The following is a 23,666-nucleotide window of genomic DNA, read 5'->3' on the forward strand; positions in this document are numbered from 1 at the left end:
GCCGAGCTCCGTCCCGTCCCCGAACCGAATTCACGGGCGCTGACCTGCTGGTTCGCCGATCGGTCCGGTTCGGTTTCGGTCGGGCCGAATTCTCGCGCCTCCTCGCGCAGCCGCCATCCGCTCACGTGGAAGGCCTGATGAGCGCTGCGAACGACAAGGAGACGCGGTGTACGCAACCGGCACGCTGCCGGCAAGCGCGCGGGAGACCCTCGCGCGCGATCCCCTTCTCGCGAAGTACTGCCTGGTCGGAACCGCTGCCCGCGACACGGTCCCGCTGTCGGCCCCGCCGGACTCCTCCGAGCGCGACCTGGTCGAGCGGCTCGTGCGGCCGGTGGTCATCACCGCCCGCGGACTCCTGGCGGCGGGTCAGGTCCCGGTCGGAGAGCTCCGCCTGCACCGCCCGAGCGGTCGGGTCGTGGTGCCGGTGCTCGCCGTCGCCGAACCGGACCGGGTGGCCACGACGATCACCCGGTTGCACGATCGGCTCACCGCGATCACCCCGGCCGCGGCGGACGTCGTGGCCCAGGAGCTGCGGTTCTGCTCGGCGGGGTTGGTGTCGGTGCTGGCCGGCGACCACCCCTGGAGCCGGTGGGCGCACCACGTCCCGTCCACTCAGGACGAGCTGCTGCAGCGGGTGCTGCGGCTGGTCAAGGACCGGGCCGCCGCGCACCGCCGGGACCCCGCGACCCCGCGACCGCTGGTCGCTCTCGACCTGGACTTCTGCGCCTTCCACCCGCGCACGCGCGTGCGGGAGGCGCTGGTGGCGATCGGCGTCACCGGTGACCTGCCGGTGCTGCCGGGGTTGCACGAGCGGGGCTGGCGCCCGTTCCTCGAGCGCGCCGGTCTCCCGGACGACCTGCGGCACGCGGACTTCCGGCGGGCGATCTCGTGGGGCCGGGAGGCCTTGCTGACCGACGAGCTCGCGCCCGGCGTGCGCCGGTTCGCCGGTGACGTCGAGCAGGCCGGCGGGCGCGTGGTGCTGCTGACCGGCCGTCGTCACCGGATGCGCGCCGCCACCGAGGAAGCCCTGACCCGCTGCGGTCTCGGACACCTCCCGCTGCGCACGGCCGCCGAGGGTGCGGACGTCGGGGAGCACAAGGTCGCCGCGCTGCGCGGCATGACCGGGTGGGAACCGGTGGCCGCCTTCGACGACGCGGAGGCCAACCGGACCGCCTTGGCCGACGCGTTCCCCCAGGCCGTGGTGGTCCCGGTCGTCGCGCCCGGGTTCACCGGGGTGGATGAGGACGACGCCATCGGCACCTTCGAGACGGTGCCGCGGCCGGTGCCGCTCGGGCGCGGGCACCTCGCTCGACCGAGCCTGTCGCACGCGACCTCGATCGCCCAGCTGCAGCTCGGCGAGATGAGCGCCCGTCCGGCGTGGTGGGACCGGGGTGTCGTGCTCACCGAGGAGGAGCAGGCCGAGATCGTGGTCGCGCTGTGCCGGAGCGCGGTGGAGACCGGGATCCGGCTCGGCGACCGGGTGGCCGCCATCGAGGTGGGCACTGCCAGGGCGGTCTGGCAGGTCATGCAGGCGAAGCTGTTCGGAGCCTCCCGGAGCGCCTACCCGCTCGAGCAGGCCGAGGCGGACCTCTCCCGCGCGCTCGCCGCCGGTGAGCCGGCCGAGTTCGTGCTGCTCGGCCCGCCGACGAAGCAGGACGGTTCGCAGCTCAAGGCGCTCGGTGGTCTGCCGGACCTGGCCGAGGTCGCGATGTTGGCGCGCGTGCTGCAGCTCGACGCCGCGGTGCGACGAGTGCACCCGCCGGGGATCCGGGTGACCGCGCTGGCGGACCCGACCCACTTCCGCTTCCGCGACGCCCGGCGCTACCGCGGTTACCAGCGGGAGTTCCGGCGGATGCTGGAGCGGACCGGCGCGGACCGGGTGGTGGAGTTGCGCGGCGTCGACGAGGTCGCGGCCGAGTTCGGCTGCGGTGACGCCCAGCAGCGCGCCGCCCTGCTGGTCCGCCACCGCGAGCGCTACGAGTCGGCGCTGGCCGAGCTGGACGTCCGGTCCGATCCGCGCGGAGCGCTGGCCGCGGCCGACGAGCTCGACCCGGGGTGTTCCGGTCAGCCGCGCTTCGCGGAGATGTTCCGCTCGATCGTCCACGCGGTCGACCTCCCGCACTCCGGCGCCGATCCGCTGGAGTTCGCCCGCCGCGTCTACACCGAGCCGTTCGGCCTGGCCGATCCCGAGCTGGGGGACACCCGGCGGGAGCTGCTGGCGCTGGCCTGGGACGAGACGATCACCTACCTGGCGAACAAGCACGTCGACGCCGAACTCGACTACGCCGCCCTGTGGCGCCACGACCGGGTGCGGACAAGCCTGTCGCTGCGCCCGGAGCCGGGACGGTTCCGCTTCCTGCCGCTGGGCGGGTCCGCGGTCATGCCCTGGCAGGGGACCGCGGCGCTGGGCAGCGGCAACGAGGTGTCGACGGACTTCGCGATCTCGCTCGTCGACCAGTGCTACCTGCCGGTGTGGACGCCGGACCGGCAGTCGCAGCCGTGGTTGGCGGTCCCGCCGGACCTGGTGCGGGACGGTGCCCTCGACCCGTCGGTGCGGACCGGGATCCACCTCCGCACGAAGTGAGCGGGTGGGTGTCCGGACACGGGGTCCGGACACCCACCCGCGGTGGATCAGCTCTTCGGCTTGCCGAGGCGCAGGGCCAGGACGAGCCCGAGGACCACGACCAGCACGGCACCGGCGATCCACGGCCAGATCGGCATCCCGCCGGAACCGGACTCCGCCTGGTCAGCGGGCTGACCGGAGTCCTGTCCGCCCTGCGGTCCGGGTGCCGGGGTGCCCGCGCCGGGGGCGGTCAGGGTGAAGGTGACCTTGCCCGGGACGGGGTGGCCGTCGCTGGACAGGACCCGGTAGCCCACGGTGTAGGTGCCGGCCGGCCCGAGCTCGCGGACCGGGGCGACGACCGAGTTGCCCTCGACCCGCGCCGGGCCGTCCGCCCAGTACGAGCCGTCCGGACCGACCACGTTGACGGTGTTGTAGGACTCGCCCGCGCGGACCGGCTGGTCGAAGGTCAACCGCACCTCGCGAGGTCCCGCCGAGAGCTGCGCGCCCTCCGCCGGGTCGCTGCCGACCAGCACGTTGTGCGCGAGCGCCGGAGCGGCACCGCCCACCAGCGCGGCCAGGGCGAGGGCTCCGACGGTCAGCAGCCGCCTCATGACGCGTCCCCGCCGGAACGACGGCCGCGGACCAGGGCACCGGCACCGACGCCGACGCCCAGCGCGCCGACGAGCAGTCCGGCTCCACCGAGGTAGCGGGCCGTGTCGTCCGACGACCCGTGCTGACCGGCGGCCTGGTGCTCGCCCTGCTCGGGCGCGGGCGCGCCACCGCCGTGGCTGTGCCCACCGCCCTCGGCGGCGACCAGCTGAACCACCGGAGCCGGGTGCTCCGGTTCCTCACCGCCGGGCGCCGGCGGCTGGTTCCACTCCACGACCTTGCCGTTGTCGTAGGTCTGGGTGGTGGGCAGGACCAGCTGGTCGGTGTTCTCCGGCAGGGTGCCGAGCGTCGCCTCGAACTCGTGGAACTCGTTCGGGCCGATCCGGGTGCCGGGCTGGGCGGTCCAGGTGATGCTGCGGACCGCCTCGGTGACCTGCGCACCCTCGACCTCGACCGGCGCGATCGGCCCCTTCTCGACCTGCGCGGTCCAGCCGGGGATCGGCTTGGTGCGCACCGAGCTCAGCGGGTACTGCTCCGGCAGCGTCACCTTGACCTGCACGGTCCCGGCGGCGGGGTCTTCGTTGGGCACGCGGAACGCGATCTTCGCGTGCCCGCCCTTCTCGGCCTGCTCGGGCTGTGCGCTCACGTGCGCCATGGCGGGCGCGGCACCCAGGGCGAGGGCGAGACCGCTCACCGCGATCACGTTCGCCGATCGCGCGAGGAATCGATTTGTCGACATGTTCGCTTGAAATCTCCTAAGCCGGTGGACTGTTCACGCGCGCATAAGCGCGCTCCATCGGAATTGCAATGATCGACCGGTGATGGAAACCGGATCGTTGCTTTCTGGCGGAGATTTCGGGGGTCCGCGGCGGGCGTGAATCCGCTGGTAGATCAGTTGTGCAAGGGTCCGCGGAACCGGCGCAGGAATGCAGACGGTCGGCGGCGGGGTCACAACCGGTGACGGCACCGTCTTCCGGGGGACGATCGCCTGCAACAAGCGGGTGACCACGAACAGTACTTGCTCGGCATGGCTCATGGCCAGCGCCGTCAGCACCGTGACGATCACGTGTCCGAGCGTCATCAGTGCAGGTGAGAGCGGGATCGCGGGCGCGTGCGCGTGCCCGGGACCGTGCGCGGAGATCGCGGTGAGCTCGAGGAAGAAGTGAAGTGCCAGCTGGCTGACCGCAAGTGCCCCTAGAATGCCCCACGACCCGCGCTTGCGGTCAGCGAGCGCCACGCCGGCACCGGTCAGCAGGACGGTGATCACGACGGTGGGCCCCAGACCCGGGGTCGACCCGCCGGTGGCCGTGTGAGCGGCTACGGACAGTGACGCCGCTGTGCAGGCCACACCAGCACCGCGCAGGACGCGCAGAGCACCCTGTGTGGGGGATGGGCCAGCCTTCACGGTGGGCCAGTCTAGGTGTCGGTTCGGCCACGCTGACTGCAGGTGAGCTTGCCTTGTTAACCCGTTTGGGTCACGGTTTGTAGGTTGCCGACGATTCGAACCCGCGAATCGCCTGAACAAGCGGTTCGATTGGTTCCGCAAACGTCGTAACCGACGACGGAGAGGAGGGGGCGTCGCCGAAAGTCGGCGCCGATACCTGTGTCGACCGAAACTGAACAAAGAGGTGGAGCCGCCGGCGGCGGCCACACCACCGGAGGAGACGCCGAGTTCCTCGGCAAACCCAGAACCGATTGGGTCGTTTTCGGTGTCACTGCGATCATCATGTTCTTGGTGGTCGCGTGGGGCGCGTTGGCGACCGATTCCCTCAGCAACGCCTCTGCGGCGGCGCTGGACTGGTTGATCAAGAACACCGGCTGGGGCTTCGTGCTCGCGGCCACCGGGTTCGTCATCTTCGCCTTGTTCCTGGCCTTCAGCAAGTACGGCCGGATCCCGCTGGGCGGCGACGACGAGGGACCCGAGTTCCGCACGGTGTCCTGGATCGCCATGATGTTCAGCGCCGGTATGGGCATCGGCCTGATGTTCTACGGCGTGAGCGAGCCGCTGAGCCACTTCGTGTCCCCGCCTCCGGGCTCGGTGCCGGGCGAGAGCGAAGAGGCCGTCAAGACGGCCATGGCGACCTCGCTCTTCCACTGGACCCTCCACCCGTGGGCGATCTACGCGGTGGCGGGCATGGCGATCGCCTACAGCAGCTTCCGGCGTGGCCGCAAGCAGACCATCTCGGGTGTCTTCACGCCGCTGATCGGCAAGAAGGCCGCCGAGGGCCCGCTCGGCAAGGTCATCGACATCCTCGCGCTGTTCGCGACGCTGTTCGGCTCGGCCGCTTCGCTGGGTCTCGGCGCGCTGCAGATCAAGTCCGGCATGCAGGCCGCCAACTGGCCGATGGGTGACGCCGGCACCAACGTGCTGGTCGGCATCATCGCCGTGCTGACGCTCTGCTTCATCCTCTCCGCGGTCTCGGGCGTGGAGAAGGGCATCCAGTGGCTGTCCAACATCAACATGGTGCTGGCGGCCATCCTGGCCCTGTTCGTGTTCATCCTCGGGCCGACGGTGTTCATCCTCGACCTGCTGCCCACCTCGGTCGGCTCGTACATGAGCGAGTTCGGCGAGATGGCGTCGCGGGCCGGTGCCACCGGCGGTGCGGAGATGCAGGACTGGCTGTCCAGCTGGACCGTCTTCTACTGGGCCTGGTGGATCTCCTGGACGCCCTTCGTGGGCATGTTCATCGCCCGGATCAGCCGGGGCCGCACGATCCGCCAGTTCATCGGTGGCGTGCTGCTGGTGCCCAGCGTCGTGAGCCTCGTGTGGTTCGCGATCTTCGGTGGTGCCGCGATCAACACGCAGCGGGAGGGCGTGAACGTCTACGGCGACGGCAGTGCGGAGGCGCAGACCTTCTCGCTGCTGGAGAACCTGCCGTTGGCGCTCGTCACCGCAGTGCTGGTGATGCTGCTGGTCGCGATCTTCTTCGTCTCCGGTGCCGACGCCGCGTCCATCGTGATGGGCACGTTGTCGCAGCGGGGCGCGATCGAGCCCAGCAAGTGGGTCGTCATCTTCTGGGGTGCGGCCACCGGTGCCGTCGCCGCGGTGATGCTGGTGATCGGCCAGGACAAGGCTCTGGAAGGCATCCAGAACCTCACCTTCATCGGTGCTCTGCCCTTCGCGATCGTGATGATCTTCATGTGCGTGGCCATGACCAAGGACCTGCGCTCGGACGCCATCACGGTTCGCGATCAGAAGGGCGCCGAGGTCCTCGAGCAGGCGGTCATCGCCGGCACCGAGGAGCACGCAGGTGAGTTCCAGCTGGTCACGACCCCTGCGGAGTCCTCGGACGAGGACTCCGGCTCGGCGGATGCCGGGAAGAAAGAGTAAGAAGTGAATCTCCTGGATTTCATCACATCCAGGTGGCAGTCGTTGCTGGTGAACGCATACCAGCACGTCAGCATGGTGGTGCAGTGCATCCTGCTGGCGACGATCATCGGCGTCCTGGTCGGGGTTGCGGTCTACCGCAGCCCCGCCGGGGCGGCGATCGCCACCGCTCTCTCCAGCGCGATCCTGACGATCCCGTCCTTCGCGCTCTTCGGCCTGCTGATCCCGGTGTTCGGCCTGGGCGTGGCCCCGTCGGTGGTGACGCTGGTCCTCTACGCGTTGCTGCCGATCGTGCGGAACACGATTGTCGGCCTGTCCAACGTCGATCAGCCGATCTTGGACGCGGCCCGGGGCATCGGGATGAACCGCCTCAGCGTTCTCACCCGCGTCGAACTCCGGCTCGCCTGGCCGGCCATCCTCGCCGGCATGCGGGTGAGCGCCCAGATGCTGATGGGCATCGCCGCCATCGCCGCGTACGCCAAGGGACCGGGCCTCGGGAACCTGCTGTTCCAGGGACTCGGCCAGCTGGGCGGCGCGAACGCTCTGAACATGGCCATCTCCGGCACCGTCGGCGTGGTCATCCTGGCACTCGTGCTCGACGCCTTGTTCGTGCTGTTCGGGCGGTTGACGACTTCGAGAGGTATCCGTGGCTGACGACGACAAGAAGACCACCGGGCACGGTGTGGAGATCAAGCTCGAGGAGGTCTCCAAGCGCTACCCGGGGCAGAAGCAGGCCGCCGTCGACTCGGTGACCATGACGATCCCCGCGGGGGAGACGGTGGTGCTCGTCGGGCCGTCCGGATCCGGCAAGACGACCACCATGCGCATGATCAACCGCCTGATCGAGCCGACCTCCGGCACGATCACCATCGGCGGGCAGGACGTGCTCGGGCTGGACGCGGACAAGCTGCGCCGCGAGATCGGCTACTCGATCCAGCAGGCCGGGTTGTTCCCGCACATGACCGTCGGCGACAACGTCGGCATGGTTCCGCACCTCGTGGGCTGGGACAAGAAGCGCATCTCCGAGCGGGTCGACGAGATGCTCGACCTGGTCAACCTCGACCCGGCCGAGTACCGCGACCGCTACCCGCGGCAGCTCTCCGGTGGCCAGCAGCAGCGCGTCGGCGTCGCCCGCGCGCTCGCGGCGAACCCGCCTGTCCTGCTGATGGACGAGCCGTTCGGCGCGGTCGACCCGATCACCCGCGGCGTGCTGCAGGACGAGCTCATGCGCCTGCAGGAGGACCTGGGCAAGACGATCGTGTTCGTCACGCACGACTTCGACGAGGCCGTCAAGCTCGGCGACCGGATCGCGGTGCTGGGCGAGCGCTCGAAGATCCTGCAGTACGACACCCCGGAAGCGATCCTGACCAACCCGGCCGACGACACCGTCGCCGGATTCGTCGGGGCCGGCGCGGCGCTCAAGCAGCTCACGCTGCGCCGCGTGCGCGAGATCGAGGTCGGCGACGTGCCGACCGCGACGGTCGACGACGCACCGTCGGTGCTGCGCGAACGTCTGGGCACCCGCCGTGGCGCGATCGGCTTGGTGCTCGACAAGCGCAACCGCCCGCTGCGCTGGGCGACCGCTCGCGAGGCCGGAGCGGTGTCGGACCTGGCCCGTGCCGGTCGTCCGGTGGAGGACTCCGTGTCGCGCGCTTCGACGCTGCACGACGCCCTGGAGGCGATCCTGACCGACGACGACGGGGTGGCCGTGGTCGTGGGTTCGCGCGGGGAGTACGTCGGCGTGGTCGACATCGACACCGTGATGGGCACGATCAAGGCGCTCCGCGAGGAGAACGTCGGTGACGAGGCGGAGGAGCCGGCTGCCGGGACTGGGGCTGACGCCTCATGAGCAGCACCTTCGCTTCCGACTCCGGTTCCTCCACGGCCGAGCGGCTGAGGCTGCTGGCGCAGCCGGTGTCCGTGGTCGTGCTGGTCTCGGTCGTGCTGGGCTGGGCGTTCACCCGGAACAACGACGAGGTGACGCAGCGCAGCCTCAACATGACCACGATCCTGGACCTGACCTGGACGCACTTCCTGATCAGCGTCGCCGTGGCGGCGATCGTGGTCCTGGTGGCCGTACCGCTGGGCGTGCTGCTCAGCCGCAGCTGGGCGCGCCGCATCGCCCCGGTGGTGATCGGCATCGCCAACGTCGGGCAGGCAGCGCCCTCGATGGGTCTGCTCGTGCTGTTCTTCCTGTTCACCGACGGGACCACCGGGTTCTGGATCGCGACCCTGCCGATCGCCTTCTACGCGCTGCTGCCGGTCCTGCGCAACACCATCGTGGGACTGCAGTCGGTGGACACGTCGCTGGTCGACGCCGGTCGCGGCATCGGCATGTCCGGAGCGGCCGTGCTGGCCCGCATCGAGATGCCGCTGGCGGTGCCGTTCATCCTCGCCGGTCTGCGGACCGCGCTGGTGCTGGCGGTGGGAACCGCGACGCTGGCGGTGTTCGTCGGCGCCGGTGGCCTCGGCGAACTGATCGACACCGGCTACAAGCTCAACGACTACACCGTCATGATCGTCGGCTCGGTGCTGGCGATGGCGCTGGCGCTGCTGGTCGACTGGCTCGGCGCGCTGGCCGAGACCTACCTGTCGCCGAGGGGGTTGCGATGAAGCTCCGCACGCGCCGTGGTGCGCTCAAGGCGGCCTCGCTGGCGATGGCCGGGCTGCTGCTGTCGGGGTGCGGGCTCAACTCCGGTTCGTCGCTCCCGCTGGCGGTGGAACCGGGCATCATCCAGCCCGTGCCCGAGCTGGAGGGCCAGACGATCACGGTGGGGTCGAAGAACTTCACCGAGCAGCTCGTCCTGGCCTACCTCGGGGAGTTCGCGCTCGCCGCTGCCGGTGCCAACGTGCGGGACCTGAGCTCCATCCAGGGCTCGTCGACCGCGCGCAACGCGCTGACCAGCGACCAGATCGACGTCCTCTGGGACTACACCGGCACCTCCTGGATCAGCTACAACGGCAACAACGACCCGATCCCGGACGCCCGGGCGCAGTTCGAGGCCGTGCAGAAGCAGGACCTGGAGCGCAACGGCGTGGCCTGGACCGCGGTCGACTACCAGGTGGACAACACCTACGCGTTCGCGGTCAACAAGGACGCGGCCAAGCGCCTGGGCGTGCGGACGAACTCCGACATCGCCCGGGTCGTGGCCGAGCGCCCGGAGGAGGCCACGTTCTGCGTGGAAACCGAGTTCGCCAGCCGCAACGACGGCCTGCCGGGGGTTGAGCAGACCTACGGGTTCAAGGCCGACCCGAGCAAGGTCAAGGTCCTCACCGAGGGTCCGATCTACCAGGCCACGGCTCAGGGGACCTGCACCTTCGGCGAGGTGTTCACCACCGACGGCCGGATCCAGTCGCTGGACCTCCAGGTGCTGGCCGACGACAAGCAGTTCTTCCCGCGGTACAACGTCGGAGTCACGCTCCGGGACGAGATGCTCAAGCGCTACCCGCAGCTGACGCAGGTGTTCCAGCCGATCTCCGAGCGGTTGACCAACGAGGAGCTGATGAAGCTCAACGCGCAGGTCGACGTCGAGGGCAGGGACCCGGCCGACGTCGCGCGGGACTGGATGGCCGAGCAGGGCCTGGTCAAGATCCCGGGTCAGAGCTGATCGAGGCGAGCAGCAGCGGGGCGCCTCCGGACTTCCGGAGGCGCCCCGCCGCGTTCGGTGCGCTGGACGGCCTCACCCGGTCGGGACGCCGAAGCGGGTGAGCAGTTCGCCCTCGATGCGGGACAGCTCCTGGTCCACGGCCCGGTGAGCCGCCTTGCGGCGCTGCGAGGGCATCCGCTCGGCGGCGCGGACCGCGCTGGTCAGCTGGGCCAGCCGCGCCTCGGCCTGCACGGCGTAGGTCTCGGCGCTACTGCGCTGGTCACCGGAGGCCTGCTCGCGGAGGTCGCGCAGGGCGTTGGCGTCGCCCGCGATGCGCGCGTGCAACGCGGCCCCGCGCCCGGTGAAGCGGCCCAGCTCCTCGACCGGGACGCCGAGCTTGCGGGCGCGGGCGCGGTCGTAGCGCGCCCGCAGGGAACTCCCGGCGCGCAGCGCGAACGGCGTGAGCACCGGGGCGAGGACCTTGGCGATGAGGACGACCCGCTTCGTGTTGCCCGGGGTGACCGTTCCGTGCTCGCCCTTCGCGATCGCCTTCGCGGTCTGCTTGTCGGCCTTGCGCAGCGCCTTGGCGGCCTTCTTGCCCACGGGCACCGGCGTCACCACCTGGTCGGCGGCGGCCTGCACCGGCGGGTTCGCGCGGACCGGCCCCTCGACGTGGTGCTGCGCCCCCTGGTCGGTCCTGGTCCGCTTGCGGGCCTTGGCCTTCTTGGCGGCGCACTTCAGGCACCCCCGGCGGGCACCGCGCGTGATCTTCCCGCGTCGCCTGGCGAGTCTCCTCACCGCACACCTCCCCGGATCCGCGATTTCCCCAGCTCCGCGATCACCATAAGTCCGGATGGAGCAACGCACGAAAGCACAACGCGATCGGGTGGGGACGCCGTGTGATCACCGCTGGCACGCGATGTCACCGGGGTGATGGGCGCGGCTGTCAGAGCGACCGCATACCCTTCACGTGTGAAGGACGAGGTGCTGCTCGACGCGGGCGTGGTGACGCGGTGCCGTCGACGCGTGCACCTGGAGAACGACCCTTCGATGCGCGACGTGCCGACCGCGCCGCTGGACCTGGGCGTCGAGCAGCGCATCGCCGACGCCGCCGAGCACCGCCGTTCGGTCGCCGCCCAGCTGGGTGAGCTGCTGGGAGCGAGCTGGACCGAGATCCCGCGCGGTGCCCACCACTCCGATCGCGCGCGGCTCACCCTCGACGCGATGCGCGACGGCGTCCCGCACATCTCCGGCGCGCAGCTCCCCGACGACGCCGACGGCGGTCGCCGCGGGGCGATCGACCTGCTCGTGCGCAGCGGGAACGGCTACGTCCCGGTGCTCGTGGTGCGGCACAAGATCACCGACCCGGGCAGCGGTGCCACGGTGTCGCCGATCGACAACCCGGTGCCGGAGGCCGCTGCGGTCGACCAGACCCGCAAGGTGCGCCCGCAACCCCGCGACCAGCTGCGGCTGGTGCACGCGGTGCGGCTGCTGGAAGCCTGCGGGTTCGACGCGGGTGACCGCACCGGCGGGGCGATCGGCGTGGACGCCGACGTGGTCGTCTGGCACGACCTGCGCAGCCCCAACTGGCCCGGCGGGCGCACCGCGCTGGGTGAGTACGACGTGCGCTTCGGGGACCGGCTCGACGTGGCCCGCGCCGCCGCGCGCGGGGACGAACCGCTGGCGCAGCCCTCCCGCGTCACCGAGTGCCGCGGCTGCCCGTGGTGGCCGACCTGCGCGGCCGAGCTGCGCCGCAGGCGCGACGTGAGCCTGGTCGTGCGCGGTGAGGACGCCACCGTGCTGCGCACGCAGGGCATCACCACCGTCGACGAGCTGGCCGGGACTCCGCTGGCGAAGGCCGAGGGCCTCCAGCTCACCGGCATGAGCAACACCGACGCCGTTCTGCTGGCCAAGGCGTGGCTGCAGGAGAAGCCGCTCGTGCGCCGGGTGCGCGAGCTCGACGTGCCGCGCGGTGACGTCGAGGTCGACGTGGACATGGAGAGCTACGCCGACGCCGGCGCCTACATGTGGGGTTGCTGGCTGTCGGGCGCCGACATCGGCGAGCAGCCGGGGTACCGGGCGTTCGTCACCTGGGAACCGTTGCCGGACGACGACGAGGCGCGGTCCTTCGCCGAGTTCTGGAGCTGGTTCACCGGCGTCCGCCGCAAGGCCTTCGAACGCGGCCTGAGCTTCCGCGCCTACTGCTACAACGAGCTCGCGGAGAACCGTTGGATGCTCGCCTCCGCCGAGCGGTTCGCGGGCAAGCCGGGCGTGCCGCCGGTCGCCGAGGTCAAGGAGTTCATCGGCTCCGCCGAGTGGGTCGACCTGTTCGCGGTGGTCCGCGACCAGTTCCTGTGCCCGAACGGCAAGGGCCTCAAGGTCATCGCCCCCAGCGCGGGCTTCGGCTGGCGCGACTCCGAGGCCAGCGGCGAGAACTCGATGCGCTGGTACCGCGACGCGGTCGCGCTCGACGGCGGCGATCGGGACCTCACCCAGCGCGAACGCCTGCTGACCTACAACGAGGACGACGTCCGCGCCACCTACACCATCCGCACCTGGATGACTTCGGCCGCCGCCACCGAGGTCCCCTTCGCCGAGGACCTCTGAGCGGTCGCCTCGCGACGGTCGAGCGAGCACGGCTGGTTGCCACGGCTCACCGGTGCCGAACCGCTCGGGACTGGTCGAGGCGTGGCGAGATGCGCCCTGCGCCGGGAGTGGCGGTCCCACCTGGAACCGCCATCCCGGCCCGCGTGGTGGTCAGCGGGGTGCCATGCGGAGGGCGCCGTCCATGCGGATCACCTCGCCGTTGAGGTAGTCGTGCTCGACGATGTCGAGGGCGAGCTGCGCGTAGTCGCCCGGCGTGCCGAGGCGCTTCGGGAACGGGACGCCCTCGGCGAGGCCCTGGCGGAACTCCTCGCTCACGGTCGCCAGCATCGGGGTGTCCACGATGCCGGGCGCGATGGTCATCACCCGGATCCCGAGGGACGCCAGGTCGCGGGCGGCCGGCAGCGTCAGGCTCGCGACCCCGCCCTTGGACGCGGCGTAGGCGGCCTGCCCGATCTGCCCGTCGTAGGCGGCCACCGACGCGGTGTTGACCACCACGCCGCGCTGCCCCTGCTGATCGGCCTCGGTCTCACCGATCGCGGCCGCGGCCAGCCGCATCACGTTGAAGGTGCCGAGCAGGTTGACCTCCAGGACCTGGCGGAACAGGTCGAGGTCGTGCACGCCCTTGCGGCCGGCGATGCGGGCGGACGGACCGATGCCCGCGCAGTTCACCACGATCCGCAGCGGGTTCCCGGAACCGGCTGCCTGGTCGACGGCGGTGCTGACCTGGTCGGCGTCGGTGACGTCGGCCGCGGTGTAGGTGATGCCGTCGACGAGCGGTGCCTTCTCGACCGCTCCCGGCAGGTCCACCGCGAACACCTTCGCGCCCCGCCCCGCCAGGCCCCGGGCCGTCGCGGCCCCGAGCCCGGAAGCTCCACCGGTGACGATCGCGGCGGTGTCGGTGATCTGCATGGGTTCTCGTCCTCCGTGGGTTTCTCGGTGTTGGTGTGCTCTGGTCACGCCGCTGGGCAGGTGCTGTTCAGCGTCGCGAGGTCGTCGTCGTTCGGGACCCAGGACGCGGCCTGCGCGTTGGCCCGGACCTGTTCCGGCGTGGTGGCCCCGGCGATGACCGAGGAGACCGTGGGCTGGGCGGCGAGCCAGCCGAGCGCGACGGTGCTCATCGTGATGCCGCGCTGGTCGGCGAACACCCGCAGCTTCTCGATCCGGTTCCAGGGCGCTTCGGCCAGCAGTTGCGTGCGGTCGGCGAGCCTGCTGCCCGCGGGCGGGATCTGGTCGGGCCGGTACTTGCCGGTCAGCAGTCCGTTGGCCAGCGGGAAGTACGGCAGCATCCCGAGCCCGAAGCGCTCGACCGCGGGCACCACCTCGCGTTCCACCTCGCGCGAGAGCAGCGAGTAGTGGTGCTGGCTGGACACCGGTGCGGTCAGGCCCGCCGAGGTCGCGGTCCACGACGTGTCGGCGATCTGCCAGCCGGCCAGGTTGCAGTGCCCGACGTAGCGGATCTTGCCCTCGCGGACGAGGTCGTCGAGCACCGAGAGGGTTTCCTCCACCGGCGTCAGCGGATCCGGCCGGTGCAGCTGGTACAGGTCGATCCACTCGGTGGCCAACCGCCGCAGCGAGGACTCCACCGCGCGGCGCACGTAGCGGCGAGAACCGCGTGCGCCGAAGTCGGGCCCGTTGGAGCCCAGCATGTCCATGCCGAACTTGGTCGCGATGACCGCCAGGTCACGCCGCCCGGACAGGGACTGCCCGAGCAGCTCCTCGCTGCGCCCGCGGGGTGAGCCGTAGGCGTCGGCCACGTCGAAGAAGGTGATGCCGGCGTCCAGCGCTGCGTCGACGACGGCACGCGTTCCGGTCAGAGTTTCCGTGGCGGTCCCGGGTCTGCCGAGGTTGTTGCAGCCGAGACCGACCGCGCTCACCGCGAGACCCGATTCCCCCAGACGTCGCTGATCCACGCGCGCAGCCTAAACGGGAGGTTCCCCGCTCGTCACCTGCGACGTCCAGCGGATGAACTCTTCTTGAAGCGGGTTTTCCCAGCTCGAAGTTGTGCCACGATCGATCACCGAGGGGGCTGAGGCGGCCGGCCGGTCGTTCGCGAGCTGAAGGGGTTGGGGCCTGTGTTCGCCCGTCGCATCGTCGTCATCGGCACCGGGTACGTGGGACTGACCACAGGTGCCTGCCTGGCCTCGTTGGGGCACCGCGTGGTGTGCAGCGACGTCAACGCCGAGAAGGTCGCCGAGCTGTCCCGCGGTGAGGTCCGGATCCACGAGCCGGGTTTGGCCGAGCTGGTGCGGGAGGGCATCGCCGCAGGTCGGCTGGAGTTCGTCGTCGGTTCCGCAGGTGCGGTCGCCGATGCCGAGGTCGTGTTCCTGTGCGTGCCGACGCCGATGGGGTCCGGCGGTGCGGCTGACCTCGCCGTCGTCGAGTCCGTCGCCGGTGAGGTCCGCGACGTGCTGCCCACCAGGTGCGTGGTGGTCACCAAGTCGACCGTCCCGGTGGGCACGTCGAAGCGGCTCGCCGAGCACCTCGACCGCGAGGACGTCGCGGTCGTCAGCAACCCCGAGTTCCTGCGCGAGGGGTCGGCGGTGCACGACTTCCTCAACCCGGACCGCATCGTCGTCGGCTCCGACACGCAGGACGCCGCCGAACGCGTCGCCGCCCTCTACGCGCGGCTGGGTGCGCCGACGGTGCTCACCGACGCGGCGAGCGCGGAGATGGTGAAGTACGCGGCGAACTGCTTCCTGGCCACCAAGCTCTCCTACGTCAACGCGATCGCGGAGCTGTGCGAGCAGCTGGGCGCGGACATCACCGACGTCACCGAGGGCATGGGCTACGACCGGCGGATCGGCCAGTCGTTCCTGCAACCCGGCCCGGGCTGGGGCGGTTCGTGCCTGCCCAAGGACACCGCCGCGCTGCTGCAGGTCGCCGAGGCCGTCGACTTCGAGTTCCCGCTGCTGCAGGCCACGATCTCGTCGAACGCGCACCAGCGGCAGCGGATGGTGGGCAAGGTCCGCGAGGCCTGCGGCGGCTCGCTGGCAGGGGAGCGGATCGGCCTGCTGGGGCTGACGTTCAAGGCGGGCACCGACGACCTGCGCGACTCCCCGGCGCTGGAGGTCGCCCGGTTGCTGGCCGACAACGGCGCCGAGCTGATCGCCCACGACCCCGGCCTGCGCGGCGACGAACCGGAGCTGCCCGCCGGCCTGACCCTGGTCGACGACCCGTACCAGGCGGCGAAGGGCGCCGCGGCGCTGGTGCTGCTCACCGAGTGGCAGGCGTTCCGGACCCTCGACTGGACCCTCGTCGCCGAAGCCCTCACCGGCCGCATCGTCGTCGACACGCGCAACCACCTCGACCCCGACGTCCTCCGCCGAGCCGGCCTCTCCTGGCGTGGAGTCGGCCGCACCCCGGTCACAGCCCTCACCTGAGCGGGACGCCGCCTCGTCGGCGGACGTCCGGTTCCAGCCGCGGGGTCCTTGCGCCGAAAGGCGGTGGGGAGGTGGGTTGATCGACCCTCGCCACCGGGGTGTCGGGAACCTAGGGTGGGCGCGTGTTCACGACTCGGCCGGAGCTCGCCGGCACTCACGGGATGGTCGCTTCGACGCACTGGCTCGCCTCGGCTGCGGGGATGGCCGTGCTGGAGGACGACGGGAACGCCTTCGACGCGGCCGTCGCGGCCGGGTTCGTGCTGCAGGTCGTCGAACCGCACCTGAACGGGCCGGGTGGTGAGGTCCCGGCCTTGTTCGCCACGGCCGCCGACCCGCGCCCGCGGGCGTTGTGCGGTCAGGGCCCGGCGCCGGCCGGTGCGACGATCGAGCACTACCGCGACGAGCTCGGCCTCGACCTGGTCCCCGGCACCGGGTTCCTGGCCACGACGGTGCCGGGCGCGTGGGACGGCTGGTTGACGCTGCTGCGCGACCACGGCACGAAGACGCTGCGCGAGGTGTTGACCTACGCGGTCGGGTACGCGCGCGGCGGGTACCCGATCGTGCCGCGCATCAGCGAGACCATCGGCACGGTCGCGGGCATGTTCCGGCAGCACTGGCAGACCTCCGCGAAGTGGTGGCTCAACCCCGACGGTTCGGTGCCGGAGCCGGGTTCGGTCCTGCGCAACCCCGTCCTCGCCGACACCTGGGAGCGGTTGCTGGCCGAGGCCGAGTCGGTCACCGGCCGGGAGGCGCAGATCGACGCCGCGCGCCGCGCATGGGCGCAGGGCTTCGTGGCCGAGGCGGTGGAGAAGTTCGTGCATGTCCCGCACCGGGACAACTCGGGCGGCGACCACGCGGGCGTGCTCACCGCGCAGGACATGGCCGACTTCGAGACCACCTACGAGGACCCGTTGACGGTCGACTTACCGGGCGGGTGGACGCTGGCGAAGTTCGGCATCTGGTCGCAGGGGCCGGCCCTCGCCCAGCAGTTGCAGCTGTTGGAAGACCTCCCGGTGTCCTACGTGGACGGAGTCGCCTCGGCGGACACCGTGCACGCGGCGGTGGAGGCCACCAAGCTCGCCTTCGCCGACCGCGAGGCCTGGTACGGCGACTCGGCCGACCCCGGTGTGCTGGCCGACCTGGTCTCCGAGGACTACGCCGCTCGGCGCCGGGAGTTGATCGGCTCGACGGCCTCGCCGCACCTGCGGCCCGGCTCGCCCGGCGGCCGCGCACCCGTCCTGCCCGCGTTCGTCGCCGAAGGGCGCGGTGTCGGTGGTCAGTCCGACCCGAGCGGCGTCGGCATCGGCGAGCCCACCGTGCTGCCCAACGGGGAGAGCCGCGGCGACACCGTGCACATCGACGTCGTCGACCGCTGGGGGAACATGATCTCCGCGACCCCCTCCGGTGGGTGGTTGCAGTCCTCGCCGACGATCCCGGAACTCGGCTTCTGCCTGGGCAGCCGTGCCCAGATGTTCTGGCTGGAAGAGGGGCTGCCGAACTCGCTGAAGCCGGGCAAGCGCCCGCGCATCACGTTGAGCCCGTCGCTGGCCCTGCGGGGCGGGGTCCCCACGCTGGCGTTCGGCACGCCGGGCGGTGACCAGCAGGACCAGTGGCAGCTGTGCTTCTGGCTGGCACACGTGCGCGCCGGGCTGAACCTGCAGGCCGCCATCGACGCGCCCGCCTGGCACAGCGCCGCGTTCCCGCGCTCCTTCTACCCGCGTGAGTGGGAACCGGGTGCGGTGGCGGTGGAATCGCGCATCGGCGCCGGCACCATCGCCGCGCTGGAAGCCCGTGGTCACAAGGTCGAGGACAACGGGCCGTGGTCGTTGGGACGCCTCTCGGCGGTCTCCCGCGACCCGGAGTCGGGCATGCTCAAGGCCGCCGCCAACCCGCGCGGCGCCCAGGGCTACGCGGCCGGCCGCTGACCTGACGCGGCCGGGAGCGTCGTCCCGAGCAGCAGCACCCGGAGGGTGCGCGCGGTCGCGTCGGTGATCAACCGCGGCGCCGTGGTGATGGCGTCCGGCAGCGCGACCGGACCGGTGAGGATGCCGGTGATCGCGTCGATCCCGTGCTCGTAGCTGGTGTCGGCGCCGGGGCCGATGGTGCCGCACAGCGCGATCACCGGTTTGCCGTGCTGCTTGGCCCGCCGGGCGACCTCGGTCGGGATCTTGCCGAGCGCGGTGGACGCGTCGATGGCACCTTCGGCGGTGATCACCAGGTCGGCGGTCCGCAGCCGCTGGTCGAGGTCGGTGCTGGTCAGGAACACGTCGAAGCGGGACCGCAGGCGTGCGCCGAGGACACCGGCGAGCCCGGCGGCCAACCCACCGGACGCCCCGGCACCTGGCAGCTCGGCCAGCTCGGGGTCCAGCAGCTGAGCCCAGTGCGCCATCGCCGAGGACAGCAGCTCCACGCTCGCCGCCGACGCGCCCTTCTGCGGGCCGAAGCGGCGGGCGACGCCGTCGGGGCCGCAGAGCACGTTGCGCGGGTTCACCGCGACCGTCATCTCCACTTCGGACAGTCGCGGGTCGAGTCCCGTGACGTCGACGCTCCGGGCGCGCAGCAGCTCTGCTCCACCCGGCCCGATCTCGCGCTCCTGCTCGTCACCGATCCGCACGCCCAGCGCCTGCAACGTCCCGGCACCCCCGTCGCAGACGCCCGAATCTCCGCAGCCGACCACGAGCCGCTCGGCACCGGCGTCCAGCGCGGCGCGGATCAGCTCACCGACGCCGCGGCTCGTGGTGCGACCGGGATCGCGGCCGTCGGCCGGAACCAGGGACAACCCGGCCGCGGCGGCCATCTCCACGAAGGCCGTGTTCCCGTCCAGCAGCGCGAAGTGGGTGTCGACCCGGTCACCGAGCGGACCCGTCACGGTCGCGGGCACGAGCGTGCCGCCGGTGGCGCGGGCCAGCAGCCGGGCCGATCCCTCACCACCGTCGATCAGCGGAACGGCGTCGACGACGCTGCCCGGGATGACCCGCCTGACGCCGGCCTGGATGGCGTCGGCGACCTGCTCGGCGTCCAGGCATTCCTTGAAACCGCTCGGCGCGACGACGATGCGCAACATTGCTTCCCTCCACGGTGGACTAGAGCGACAGGCTCAGCAGGGGCCAGATGAGCAGGGCGAACAGCACGACCAGCCCGGCCGTGACCGGCCCCAGCACCAGCGCGAGCCGCCTCAGCTCGCGCGGTGCGCAGTGCTCGGCGAACATCGCCAGCGGCTTCGCCGAAGACGGCAGCGTGTGGCAGAAACCGGCGGCGGCGGTCGAGGCGAAGGCCACCGCGACCGGGTTCGCGCCGACGGCCAGCGCGGCCGGCACCAGCAGCGGGATGAGCACCGCCGACCGCGCCGACCGGGACGTGACCAGCAGGTGCAGCGCGGTGCTCAGCACCACGACCGCGATCAGCAGCGGCACCAGGCCCTCGCCGATCAGCGCGTGCTCGGCGATCCACCGCGCGGCACCGGAGTCGGTGAGCGCGGTGCCCAGCGCGCCGGTCGCGGCCATGAACAGCAGCAACGACCAGGGGATTTCACCGACCGCGGCTTTCATCGGCACGGTGCCGAAGCGCGGCGAGGTGACCAGCAGGGCGGCACCGAGCGCGACGAGTGCAGGGGGCAGACCGTGCCAGGGCTCGGTGCTCCACAGCAGCACCACGACGGCCAGCAGCGCGCCGGCCCGGACCTCTGCGGGTCGCAGCCGTTCCGGCACGTCCAGCCGGGCGCGCAGGGCGGCCACGTCGACGCGCAGTGGCGCGCGCCGGTCCGCCCCTCCCGTCCACAGCACCAGTTCGGCGGCCAGGTGGGAGCTGACCAGCGCGAACGGTAGACCCCACACGAGCCACCAGCCGAACGAGATGCCTTCACCGGTCGTGGCAGCGAGGACCTGGCTGGTGATCAGGTGGGCTCCGGCACCGGTCAGGGTGGCGATGGCGGACAGCAGGACCACCACCGGCACGAGCAGGCCGACCGTCCGGACCAGGCGGTCCGGCAGTGCGGACGCCAGCGCGCGGTGCAGCGGGAGGGCCATCGCGGCCCGGCCGCTGGTGCTCGGGATCAGCAGGGCCGTGCCGACCAAGCCGAGCGTGAGCAGGTGGCACAGCGACCGCGGGGTCCGCGCCCGGCCGGCCAGGGCGAGCGCCATCCGCGCGGGCAGTCCGGTGCGGTTGACGCCCGCTGCCAGCATGAACGCGGCCACCAGCAGCCAGACCTGGTCCTCGCCGAGCGCGGCGAACAGCCGCTCCGATTCCAGCACGCCCAGCACCGCCAGCACCGCAGCTGCCAGCAGGGCGACGAAGGTGTCGTCGGTTCGCGACCGCGTCCACCCGATGATCGCCGCGCCGAACACGACCAGCGTCAGCAGCGCGTCGCGGCTCAGCGACCCGTCCAGGGCCGGGTCCGGCACGGTGAGGACCGCCAGCACTCCGAAGACGCCGACGCCGGCGAGGGTGAACCCGACCGCCCAGCCCCGCCCGTCGACCGGGTCCGCTCCCACGTCCTCGACCTGCACGAGGAAGACTCTCGGGGACCGGGCTGAGGCTCCGGTGAAGGCCGGGTGAGAGCACCTTCATCCACCTTGTCCACAGGCCTGTGGATGGAGTTGTCCACAGGTGCCTGACCTGGGAAGACGTCACCCCTCAGGCGGAGTTGTGCACAGCTGTGGACGGATTTATCCACAGCTGTGCACAGGTCTCCACAACACCGCCTCACCAGCACGAGCACACTCCGGCCGACCGGCCCGGCTCCTCCCTCCCCCACCCGCGCCCCCGCCTTCGAACTTCTCGCGAGGTTTCGAACGAGGCGGAAGGGCAGCTCAGCGCGACGTCGTGGTGGACCCCGGTCCTGCCACACCCGAGCGCTTCGCAGACCTCGGCGTGTCCGTGCTGGTGAGAGCGCTCCCCTCGAACTTCTCGGGAAGTTCGAGGGGAGACGTGGCCGCGAACTTCTCGGGAAGTTCGACGGGAGCTTCAGGCGTCGACGTTGTCGCGAAGTCCGCAGGGGCTTGGCCCGGCCTTGCTGCAGGTCCTGGGTCGTCGTGGTGAGGGACGCCGCGGCTGCGCGTGCCGACGTCTTCAGGACTGGCGTGCGATCGGTGGAACCGCTGTGCTCGGGGAGTGGCGCACCGGCAGCGCGCAGGCGGCGCGACCTAGGCGCCCAGTCGGTATCCCATGCCGCGGACGGTGCCGATGCGCTCGTTGCCGATCTTGCGGCGCAACGCACGGACGTAGACGTCCACGACGTTCGATCCCGGGTCGAAGTCGTAACTCCACACGTGGGAGAGGATCTGCTCGCGGCTCAGCACCTGACCCGGGTGCCGGAGGAACAGCTCCAGCAGCGCGAACTCGCGGGCCGTCAGGTCCACGACGCCGGTCGGCACCTGGGCGCGGCGGGTGCGCAGGTCCAGCGACAGCTCGCCGTCGCGCAACACCGTCACCTCCTCGACGCGCTCCGCCGAGCGCAGGCGCAGCCGGATGCGGGCCAGCAGTTCCTCGAAGCGGAAAGGCTTGGTCATGTAGTCGTCGGCGCCGCCTTCCAGCCCGGCGACGGTGTCGTGCACGGTGTCCCGCGCGGTCAGGATGATCACCGGCGCTGCCACCCGCTTGGCGCGGACGTCGCGCAGCACTGAGAAGCCGTCCCGGCCGGGCAACCCCAGGTCCAGCACGGCCAGGTCGTACTCGCCGTCGACCAGGTGCTGCAACGCCGCATCGCCGTCGGTGACGACGGTGGTGGTGAACCCGCTGGCCCGCAGTCCCTTCTCGATGAACGCCGCGATGCGCTCCTCGTCCTCGACGATCAGGATCTTGCTCATCACTCGTCCCCCGTGGTCCTCGCGGGCAGTTCCAGCCGGAAGGTCGCGCCCGTGCCGGGCGTGGAGCGCACCACGACCCGGCCGTGGTGGGCGTCGGCGATGGCCCGGACGATGGCCAGGCCCAGGCCGGCCCCGCCCGTGCGGCCGGTGCCGTGGGTGAACCGCTCGAAGATCTTCTGGACCTCCGCCGGGTCGACACCCGGTCCGTCGTCGCTGACCCACAGCTCGACCGTCCCGTCGCCGACGGCCGAGCCGATCCGGATCGTCGACCCCTCCTCGGTGTGCTGCACCGCGTTCTGCGCCAGCTGCACCACCGCCTGGGTGATCCGCTGCCCGTCCAGCGCGAACTCGCCCTCGCCGACCTCGGCCAGCACCCAGCGCCGGTCCCCGAGCGAGCGCACCTTCGCGTCGATGTCACTGGTCAGTTCGGCCAGCGACACCGCGGTCGGGGAGACGAAGTCGGGCCGGTCGGCCTTGGCCAGCACGAGCAGGTCGTTGACGATGCGAGTCATCCGGTCGAGCTCGTCGGTGCACAGCCGGACCACCTCGTCGCGCTCGGCGGGATCGACCCCGATCAGCTCGAGGTTGCCGCGCACGATCGTGATCGGGGTGCGCAGCTCGTGGCCGGCGTCGTCGACGAACTGCCGCTGGATGCGGAAGGCGTCCTCCAGCCGGTCCAGCATCGCGTTGAACTGGTCTGCCAGCGCGGCGATGTCGTCGCGCCCTTCCACCGGGATGCGCCTGGTCAGGTCGTGCTCGGTGATCTCGGCGGCGGCCTGCCGCACGGCGCGCACCGGCGCCAGGATCAGACCCGCCACCACCCAGGAGATCAACGCCGCCAGCACCACGCCGAGGGCGCTGACCAGCAACAGCACTCGGACGCTGCGCTCCACTTCGGCGGTCTCGGCCGCCGTGTGGCGCTCGATCACGAACCACGCGCTGCCGCCGCCCGCTGTCTCGGCGCGCACCTTCACCCAGTGCACCGGCCCGGCCGCGGTGTCCAGCACGCCGTGGGCTTCCGGGGCGTCGACGATCCGCTGCAGCACCGCCCGGTCGTGCGCGACGGTCTTGATCGACTCGGTCTGCTCCTGCGACACCACACCCAGACCGCCTGCGGTGGGCCACGCTCCGATCAGCGCCTCGTCGCCGTCCGGGTACTGGTGGCCGAGGTAGTTGCGCAGCAGCGTCCCCGGGTCGGCGAGCACCGTGCCGGTGACCGGGTCCCGGCCGCGCTCGGCGAAGGCCACGAACTCCCGGGCCTCCTGCTCCACCGACTCGGTCACCCGGTGGTCGACCTCGTCGTGCAGGTACTCGCGGACGATCACGATGACCGTCAGCAGCACCAGGACCAGCACGAGCAGCAACCAGCCCATGATCTGGGCGCGGGCGGGCACGCGGGTGCCGCGGCGTCCGGCGATCTTCAGCGGACGGGTCGGCAGGTCAGTCGTCATGGCCGTCCGTCACGTCGTCGTCGTGGGGTGCCGGCGGCGGGAGCTCGGCGGGTGGTGGCGGCACGTCGGACGGACCGGGCACGGCCGGGACGGGCGCGTTCGGGCTCGGGCCCGGTCCGGGTGAGCTGCCGACCCGCACCGTGTCCGGGACCTGGGGTGCGCGCGCCCCACCGGTCAACGCGAAGCTGATCAGCACGGCGGCGATGGGCAACGCCAAGGACGCGAGCAACAGGAACCCCCGGGGAGCGGAACGCATGGGACCACTCTGACCTCTCCAGGACAACCGCAGGTGAAGCCGCGATGAGAACCTCCTCATCTTCCCGCCGGAACCGGCCAC

At 71.5% G+C, this 23,666-nt stretch carries 20 protein-coding genes; 9 read left to right on the forward strand and 11 right to left on the reverse strand.

Going from position 1 to position 23,666, the window contains the following annotated elements; translation table 11 throughout:
* Window positions 1–166 precede the first annotated feature (166 nt).
* Window positions 167–2,584 carry an L-tyrosine/L-tryptophan isonitrile synthase family protein gene (locus EIL87_RS22655; protein WP_125092605.1) on the forward strand — a complete coding sequence of 806 codons (2,418 nt, stop codon included), beginning with the start codon at window positions 167–169 and terminating at the stop codon, window positions 2,582–2,584.
* A 47-nt stretch (window positions 2,585–2,631) separates the two neighbouring features.
* Here EIL87_RS22655 and EIL87_RS22660 read toward each other — a convergent pair whose 3' ends face one another.
* The 3 genes from EIL87_RS22660 to EIL87_RS22670 are packed head-to-tail and all read right to left on the reverse strand — an operon-like array spanning window position 2,632 to window position 4,439.
* Window positions 2,632–3,174 (reverse strand): copper resistance CopC family protein, encoded by a 543-nt coding sequence (locus EIL87_RS22660; RefSeq protein WP_125092606.1) that lies wholly within the window; start codon window positions 3,172–3,174, stop codon window positions 2,632–2,634.
* Complete coding sequence (locus EIL87_RS22665) at window positions 3,171–3,911, reverse strand: YcnI family copper-binding membrane protein (RefSeq protein WP_125092607.1); 741 nt, start codon at window positions 3,909–3,911, stop codon at window positions 3,171–3,173. The genes EIL87_RS22660 and EIL87_RS22665 overlap by 4 nt, the downstream gene beginning before the upstream one ends.
* A gap of 33 nt (window positions 3,912–3,944) precedes the next feature.
* Window positions 3,945–4,439 (reverse strand): hypothetical protein, encoded by a 495-nt coding sequence (locus EIL87_RS22670; protein ID WP_125092608.1) that lies wholly within the window; start codon window positions 4,437–4,439, stop codon window positions 3,945–3,947.
* A 459-nt stretch (window positions 4,440–4,898) separates the two neighbouring features.
* On the opposite strand from EIL87_RS22670, the gene EIL87_RS22675 reads away from it, so the two are divergent.
* The 5 genes from EIL87_RS22675 to EIL87_RS22695 are packed head-to-tail and all read left to right on the forward strand — an operon-like array spanning window position 4,899 to window position 10,108.
* A complete protein-coding gene (locus EIL87_RS22675; RefSeq protein WP_199740561.1) occupies window positions 4,899–6,503 on the forward strand; it encodes a BCCT family transporter in 1,605 nt (534 codons plus the stop codon).
* A gap of 3 nt (window positions 6,504–6,506) precedes the next feature.
* A complete protein-coding gene (locus EIL87_RS22680) occupies window positions 6,507–7,154 on the forward strand; it encodes an ABC transporter permease (RefSeq protein WP_125092610.1) in 648 nt (215 codons plus the stop codon).
* Entirely contained in the window at window positions 7,147–8,349 is a 1,203-nt protein-coding gene (locus EIL87_RS22685; protein ID WP_125092611.1) for an ABC transporter ATP-binding protein, read from the forward strand. The genes EIL87_RS22680 and EIL87_RS22685 overlap by 8 nt, the downstream gene beginning before the upstream one ends.
* Window positions 8,346–9,113 carry an ABC transporter permease gene (locus EIL87_RS22690; RefSeq protein ID WP_125092612.1) on the forward strand — a complete coding sequence of 256 codons (768 nt, stop codon included), beginning with the start codon at window positions 8,346–8,348 and terminating at the stop codon, window positions 9,111–9,113. Before EIL87_RS22685 ends, EIL87_RS22690 begins: the two co-directional genes overlap by 4 nt.
* The gene (locus EIL87_RS22695; protein ID WP_233576487.1) at window positions 9,110–10,108 is read left to right on the forward strand and encodes a glycine betaine ABC transporter substrate-binding protein; all 999 of its coding nucleotides are present in this window, start codon (window positions 9,110–9,112) and stop codon (window positions 10,106–10,108) included. The genes EIL87_RS22690 and EIL87_RS22695 overlap by 4 nt, the downstream gene beginning before the upstream one ends.
* Window positions 10,109–10,180: 72 nt before the next feature.
* Here EIL87_RS22695 and EIL87_RS27590 read toward each other — a convergent pair whose 3' ends face one another.
* Window positions 10,181–10,885, reverse strand: a complete 705-nt coding sequence (locus tag EIL87_RS27590; RefSeq protein ID WP_233576488.1) for a DUF6474 family protein — start codon at window positions 10,883–10,885, stop codon at window positions 10,181–10,183.
* A 174-nt stretch (window positions 10,886–11,059) separates the two neighbouring features.
* Between EIL87_RS27590 and EIL87_RS22705 the strand changes: the two genes are divergently transcribed.
* Window positions 11,060–12,694, forward strand: coding sequence for a TM0106 family RecB-like putative nuclease (locus tag EIL87_RS22705; protein ID WP_125092613.1), 1,635 nt, complete (start codon window positions 11,060–11,062; stop codon window positions 12,692–12,694).
* Between the two features lie 150 nt (window positions 12,695–12,844).
* Here the strand turns inward: EIL87_RS22705 and EIL87_RS22710 are convergent, their stop codons facing one another.
* Window positions 12,845–13,603: an SDR family NAD(P)-dependent oxidoreductase gene (locus EIL87_RS22710; RefSeq protein ID WP_125092614.1), complete on the reverse strand. Its 759-nt coding sequence runs from the start codon at window positions 13,601–13,603 to the stop codon at window positions 12,845–12,847.
* A 44-nt stretch (window positions 13,604–13,647) separates the two neighbouring features.
* Window positions 13,648–14,604 (reverse strand): aldo/keto reductase, encoded by a 957-nt coding sequence (locus EIL87_RS22715; protein ID WP_125092615.1) that lies wholly within the window; start codon window positions 14,602–14,604, stop codon window positions 13,648–13,650.
* A 162-nt stretch (window positions 14,605–14,766) separates the two neighbouring features.
* Between EIL87_RS22715 and EIL87_RS22720 the strand changes: the two genes are divergently transcribed.
* Window positions 14,767–16,074, forward strand: a complete 1,308-nt coding sequence (locus tag EIL87_RS22720) for a UDP-glucose dehydrogenase family protein (RefSeq protein ID WP_125092616.1) — start codon at window positions 14,767–14,769, stop codon at window positions 16,072–16,074.
* A gap of 122 nt (window positions 16,075–16,196) precedes the next feature.
* Window positions 16,197–17,999, forward strand: a complete 1,803-nt coding sequence (locus EIL87_RS22725; protein WP_125092617.1) for a gamma-glutamyltransferase family protein — start codon at window positions 16,197–16,199, stop codon at window positions 17,997–17,999.
* Here the strand turns inward: EIL87_RS22725 and EIL87_RS22730 are convergent.
* The 5 genes from EIL87_RS22730 to EIL87_RS22750 form a co-directional block, all read right to left on the reverse strand.
* The gene (locus EIL87_RS22730) at window positions 17,981–19,138 is read right to left on the reverse strand and encodes a glycerate kinase (RefSeq protein WP_125092618.1); all 1,158 of its coding nucleotides are present in this window, start codon (window positions 19,136–19,138) and stop codon (window positions 17,981–17,983) included. The two genes, EIL87_RS22725 and EIL87_RS22730, sit on opposite strands and share 19 nt — an antisense overlap.
* Before the next feature lie 19 nt (window positions 19,139–19,157).
* A complete protein-coding gene (locus EIL87_RS22735; RefSeq protein WP_125092619.1) occupies window positions 19,158–20,579 on the reverse strand; it encodes an SLC13 family permease in 1,422 nt (473 codons plus the stop codon).
* A 636-nt stretch (window positions 20,580–21,215) separates the two neighbouring features.
* On the reverse strand, window positions 21,216–21,878 hold the full coding sequence (locus tag EIL87_RS22740) for a response regulator transcription factor (RefSeq protein ID WP_125092620.1): 663 nt from the start codon (window positions 21,876–21,878) through the stop codon (window positions 21,216–21,218).
* Window positions 21,878–23,329, reverse strand: coding sequence for a sensor histidine kinase (locus tag EIL87_RS22745; protein WP_125092621.1), 1,452 nt, complete (start codon window positions 23,327–23,329; stop codon window positions 21,878–21,880). The genes EIL87_RS22740 and EIL87_RS22745 overlap by 1 nt, the downstream gene beginning before the upstream one ends.
* A complete protein-coding gene (locus EIL87_RS22750; RefSeq protein WP_125092622.1) occupies window positions 23,319–23,585 on the reverse strand; it encodes a hypothetical protein in 267 nt (88 codons plus the stop codon). The genes EIL87_RS22745 and EIL87_RS22750 overlap by 11 nt, the downstream gene beginning before the upstream one ends.
* Window positions 23,586–23,666: the final 81 nt, after the last annotated feature.

Source organism: Saccharopolyspora rhizosphaerae (assembly GCF_003931915.1).
Classification (GTDB): domain Bacteria; phylum Actinomycetota; class Actinomycetes; order Mycobacteriales; family Pseudonocardiaceae; genus Saccharopolyspora; species Saccharopolyspora rhizosphaerae.

Coding starts and splice junctions, on each gene's coding strand:
- EIL87_RS22710 (WP_125092614.1), bottom strand. CDS start 13,603: ATGCAGATCACCGACACCGCCGCGATCGTCACCGGTGGAGCTTCCGGG.
- EIL87_RS22675 (WP_199740561.1), top strand. CDS start 4,899: ATGTTCTTGGTGGTCGCGTGGGGCGCGTTGGCGACCGATTCCCTCAGC.
- EIL87_RS22740 (WP_125092620.1), bottom strand. CDS start 21,878: ATGAGCAAGATCCTGATCGTCGAGGACGAGGAGCGCATCGCGGCGTTC.
- EIL87_RS22695 (WP_233576487.1), top strand. CDS start 9,110: ATGAAGCTCCGCACGCGCCGTGGTGCGCTCAAGGCGGCCTCGCTGGCG.
- EIL87_RS22660 (WP_125092606.1), bottom strand. CDS start 3,174: ATGAGGCGGCTGCTGACCGTCGGAGCCCTCGCCCTGGCCGCGCTGGTG.
- EIL87_RS22745 (WP_125092621.1), bottom strand. CDS start 23,329: ATGACGACTGACCTGCCGACCCGTCCGCTGAAGATCGCCGGACGCCGC.
- EIL87_RS22730 (WP_125092618.1), bottom strand. CDS start 19,138: ATGTTGCGCATCGTCGTCGCGCCGAGCGGTTTCAAGGAATGCCTGGAC.
- EIL87_RS22690 (WP_125092612.1), top strand. CDS start 8,346: ATGAGCAGCACCTTCGCTTCCGACTCCGGTTCCTCCACGGCCGAGCGG.
- EIL87_RS22750 (WP_125092622.1), bottom strand. CDS start 23,585: ATGCGTTCCGCTCCCCGGGGGTTCCTGTTGCTCGCGTCCTTGGCGTTG.
- EIL87_RS22665 (WP_125092607.1), bottom strand. CDS start 3,911: ATGTCGACAAATCGATTCCTCGCGCGATCGGCGAACGTGATCGCGGTG.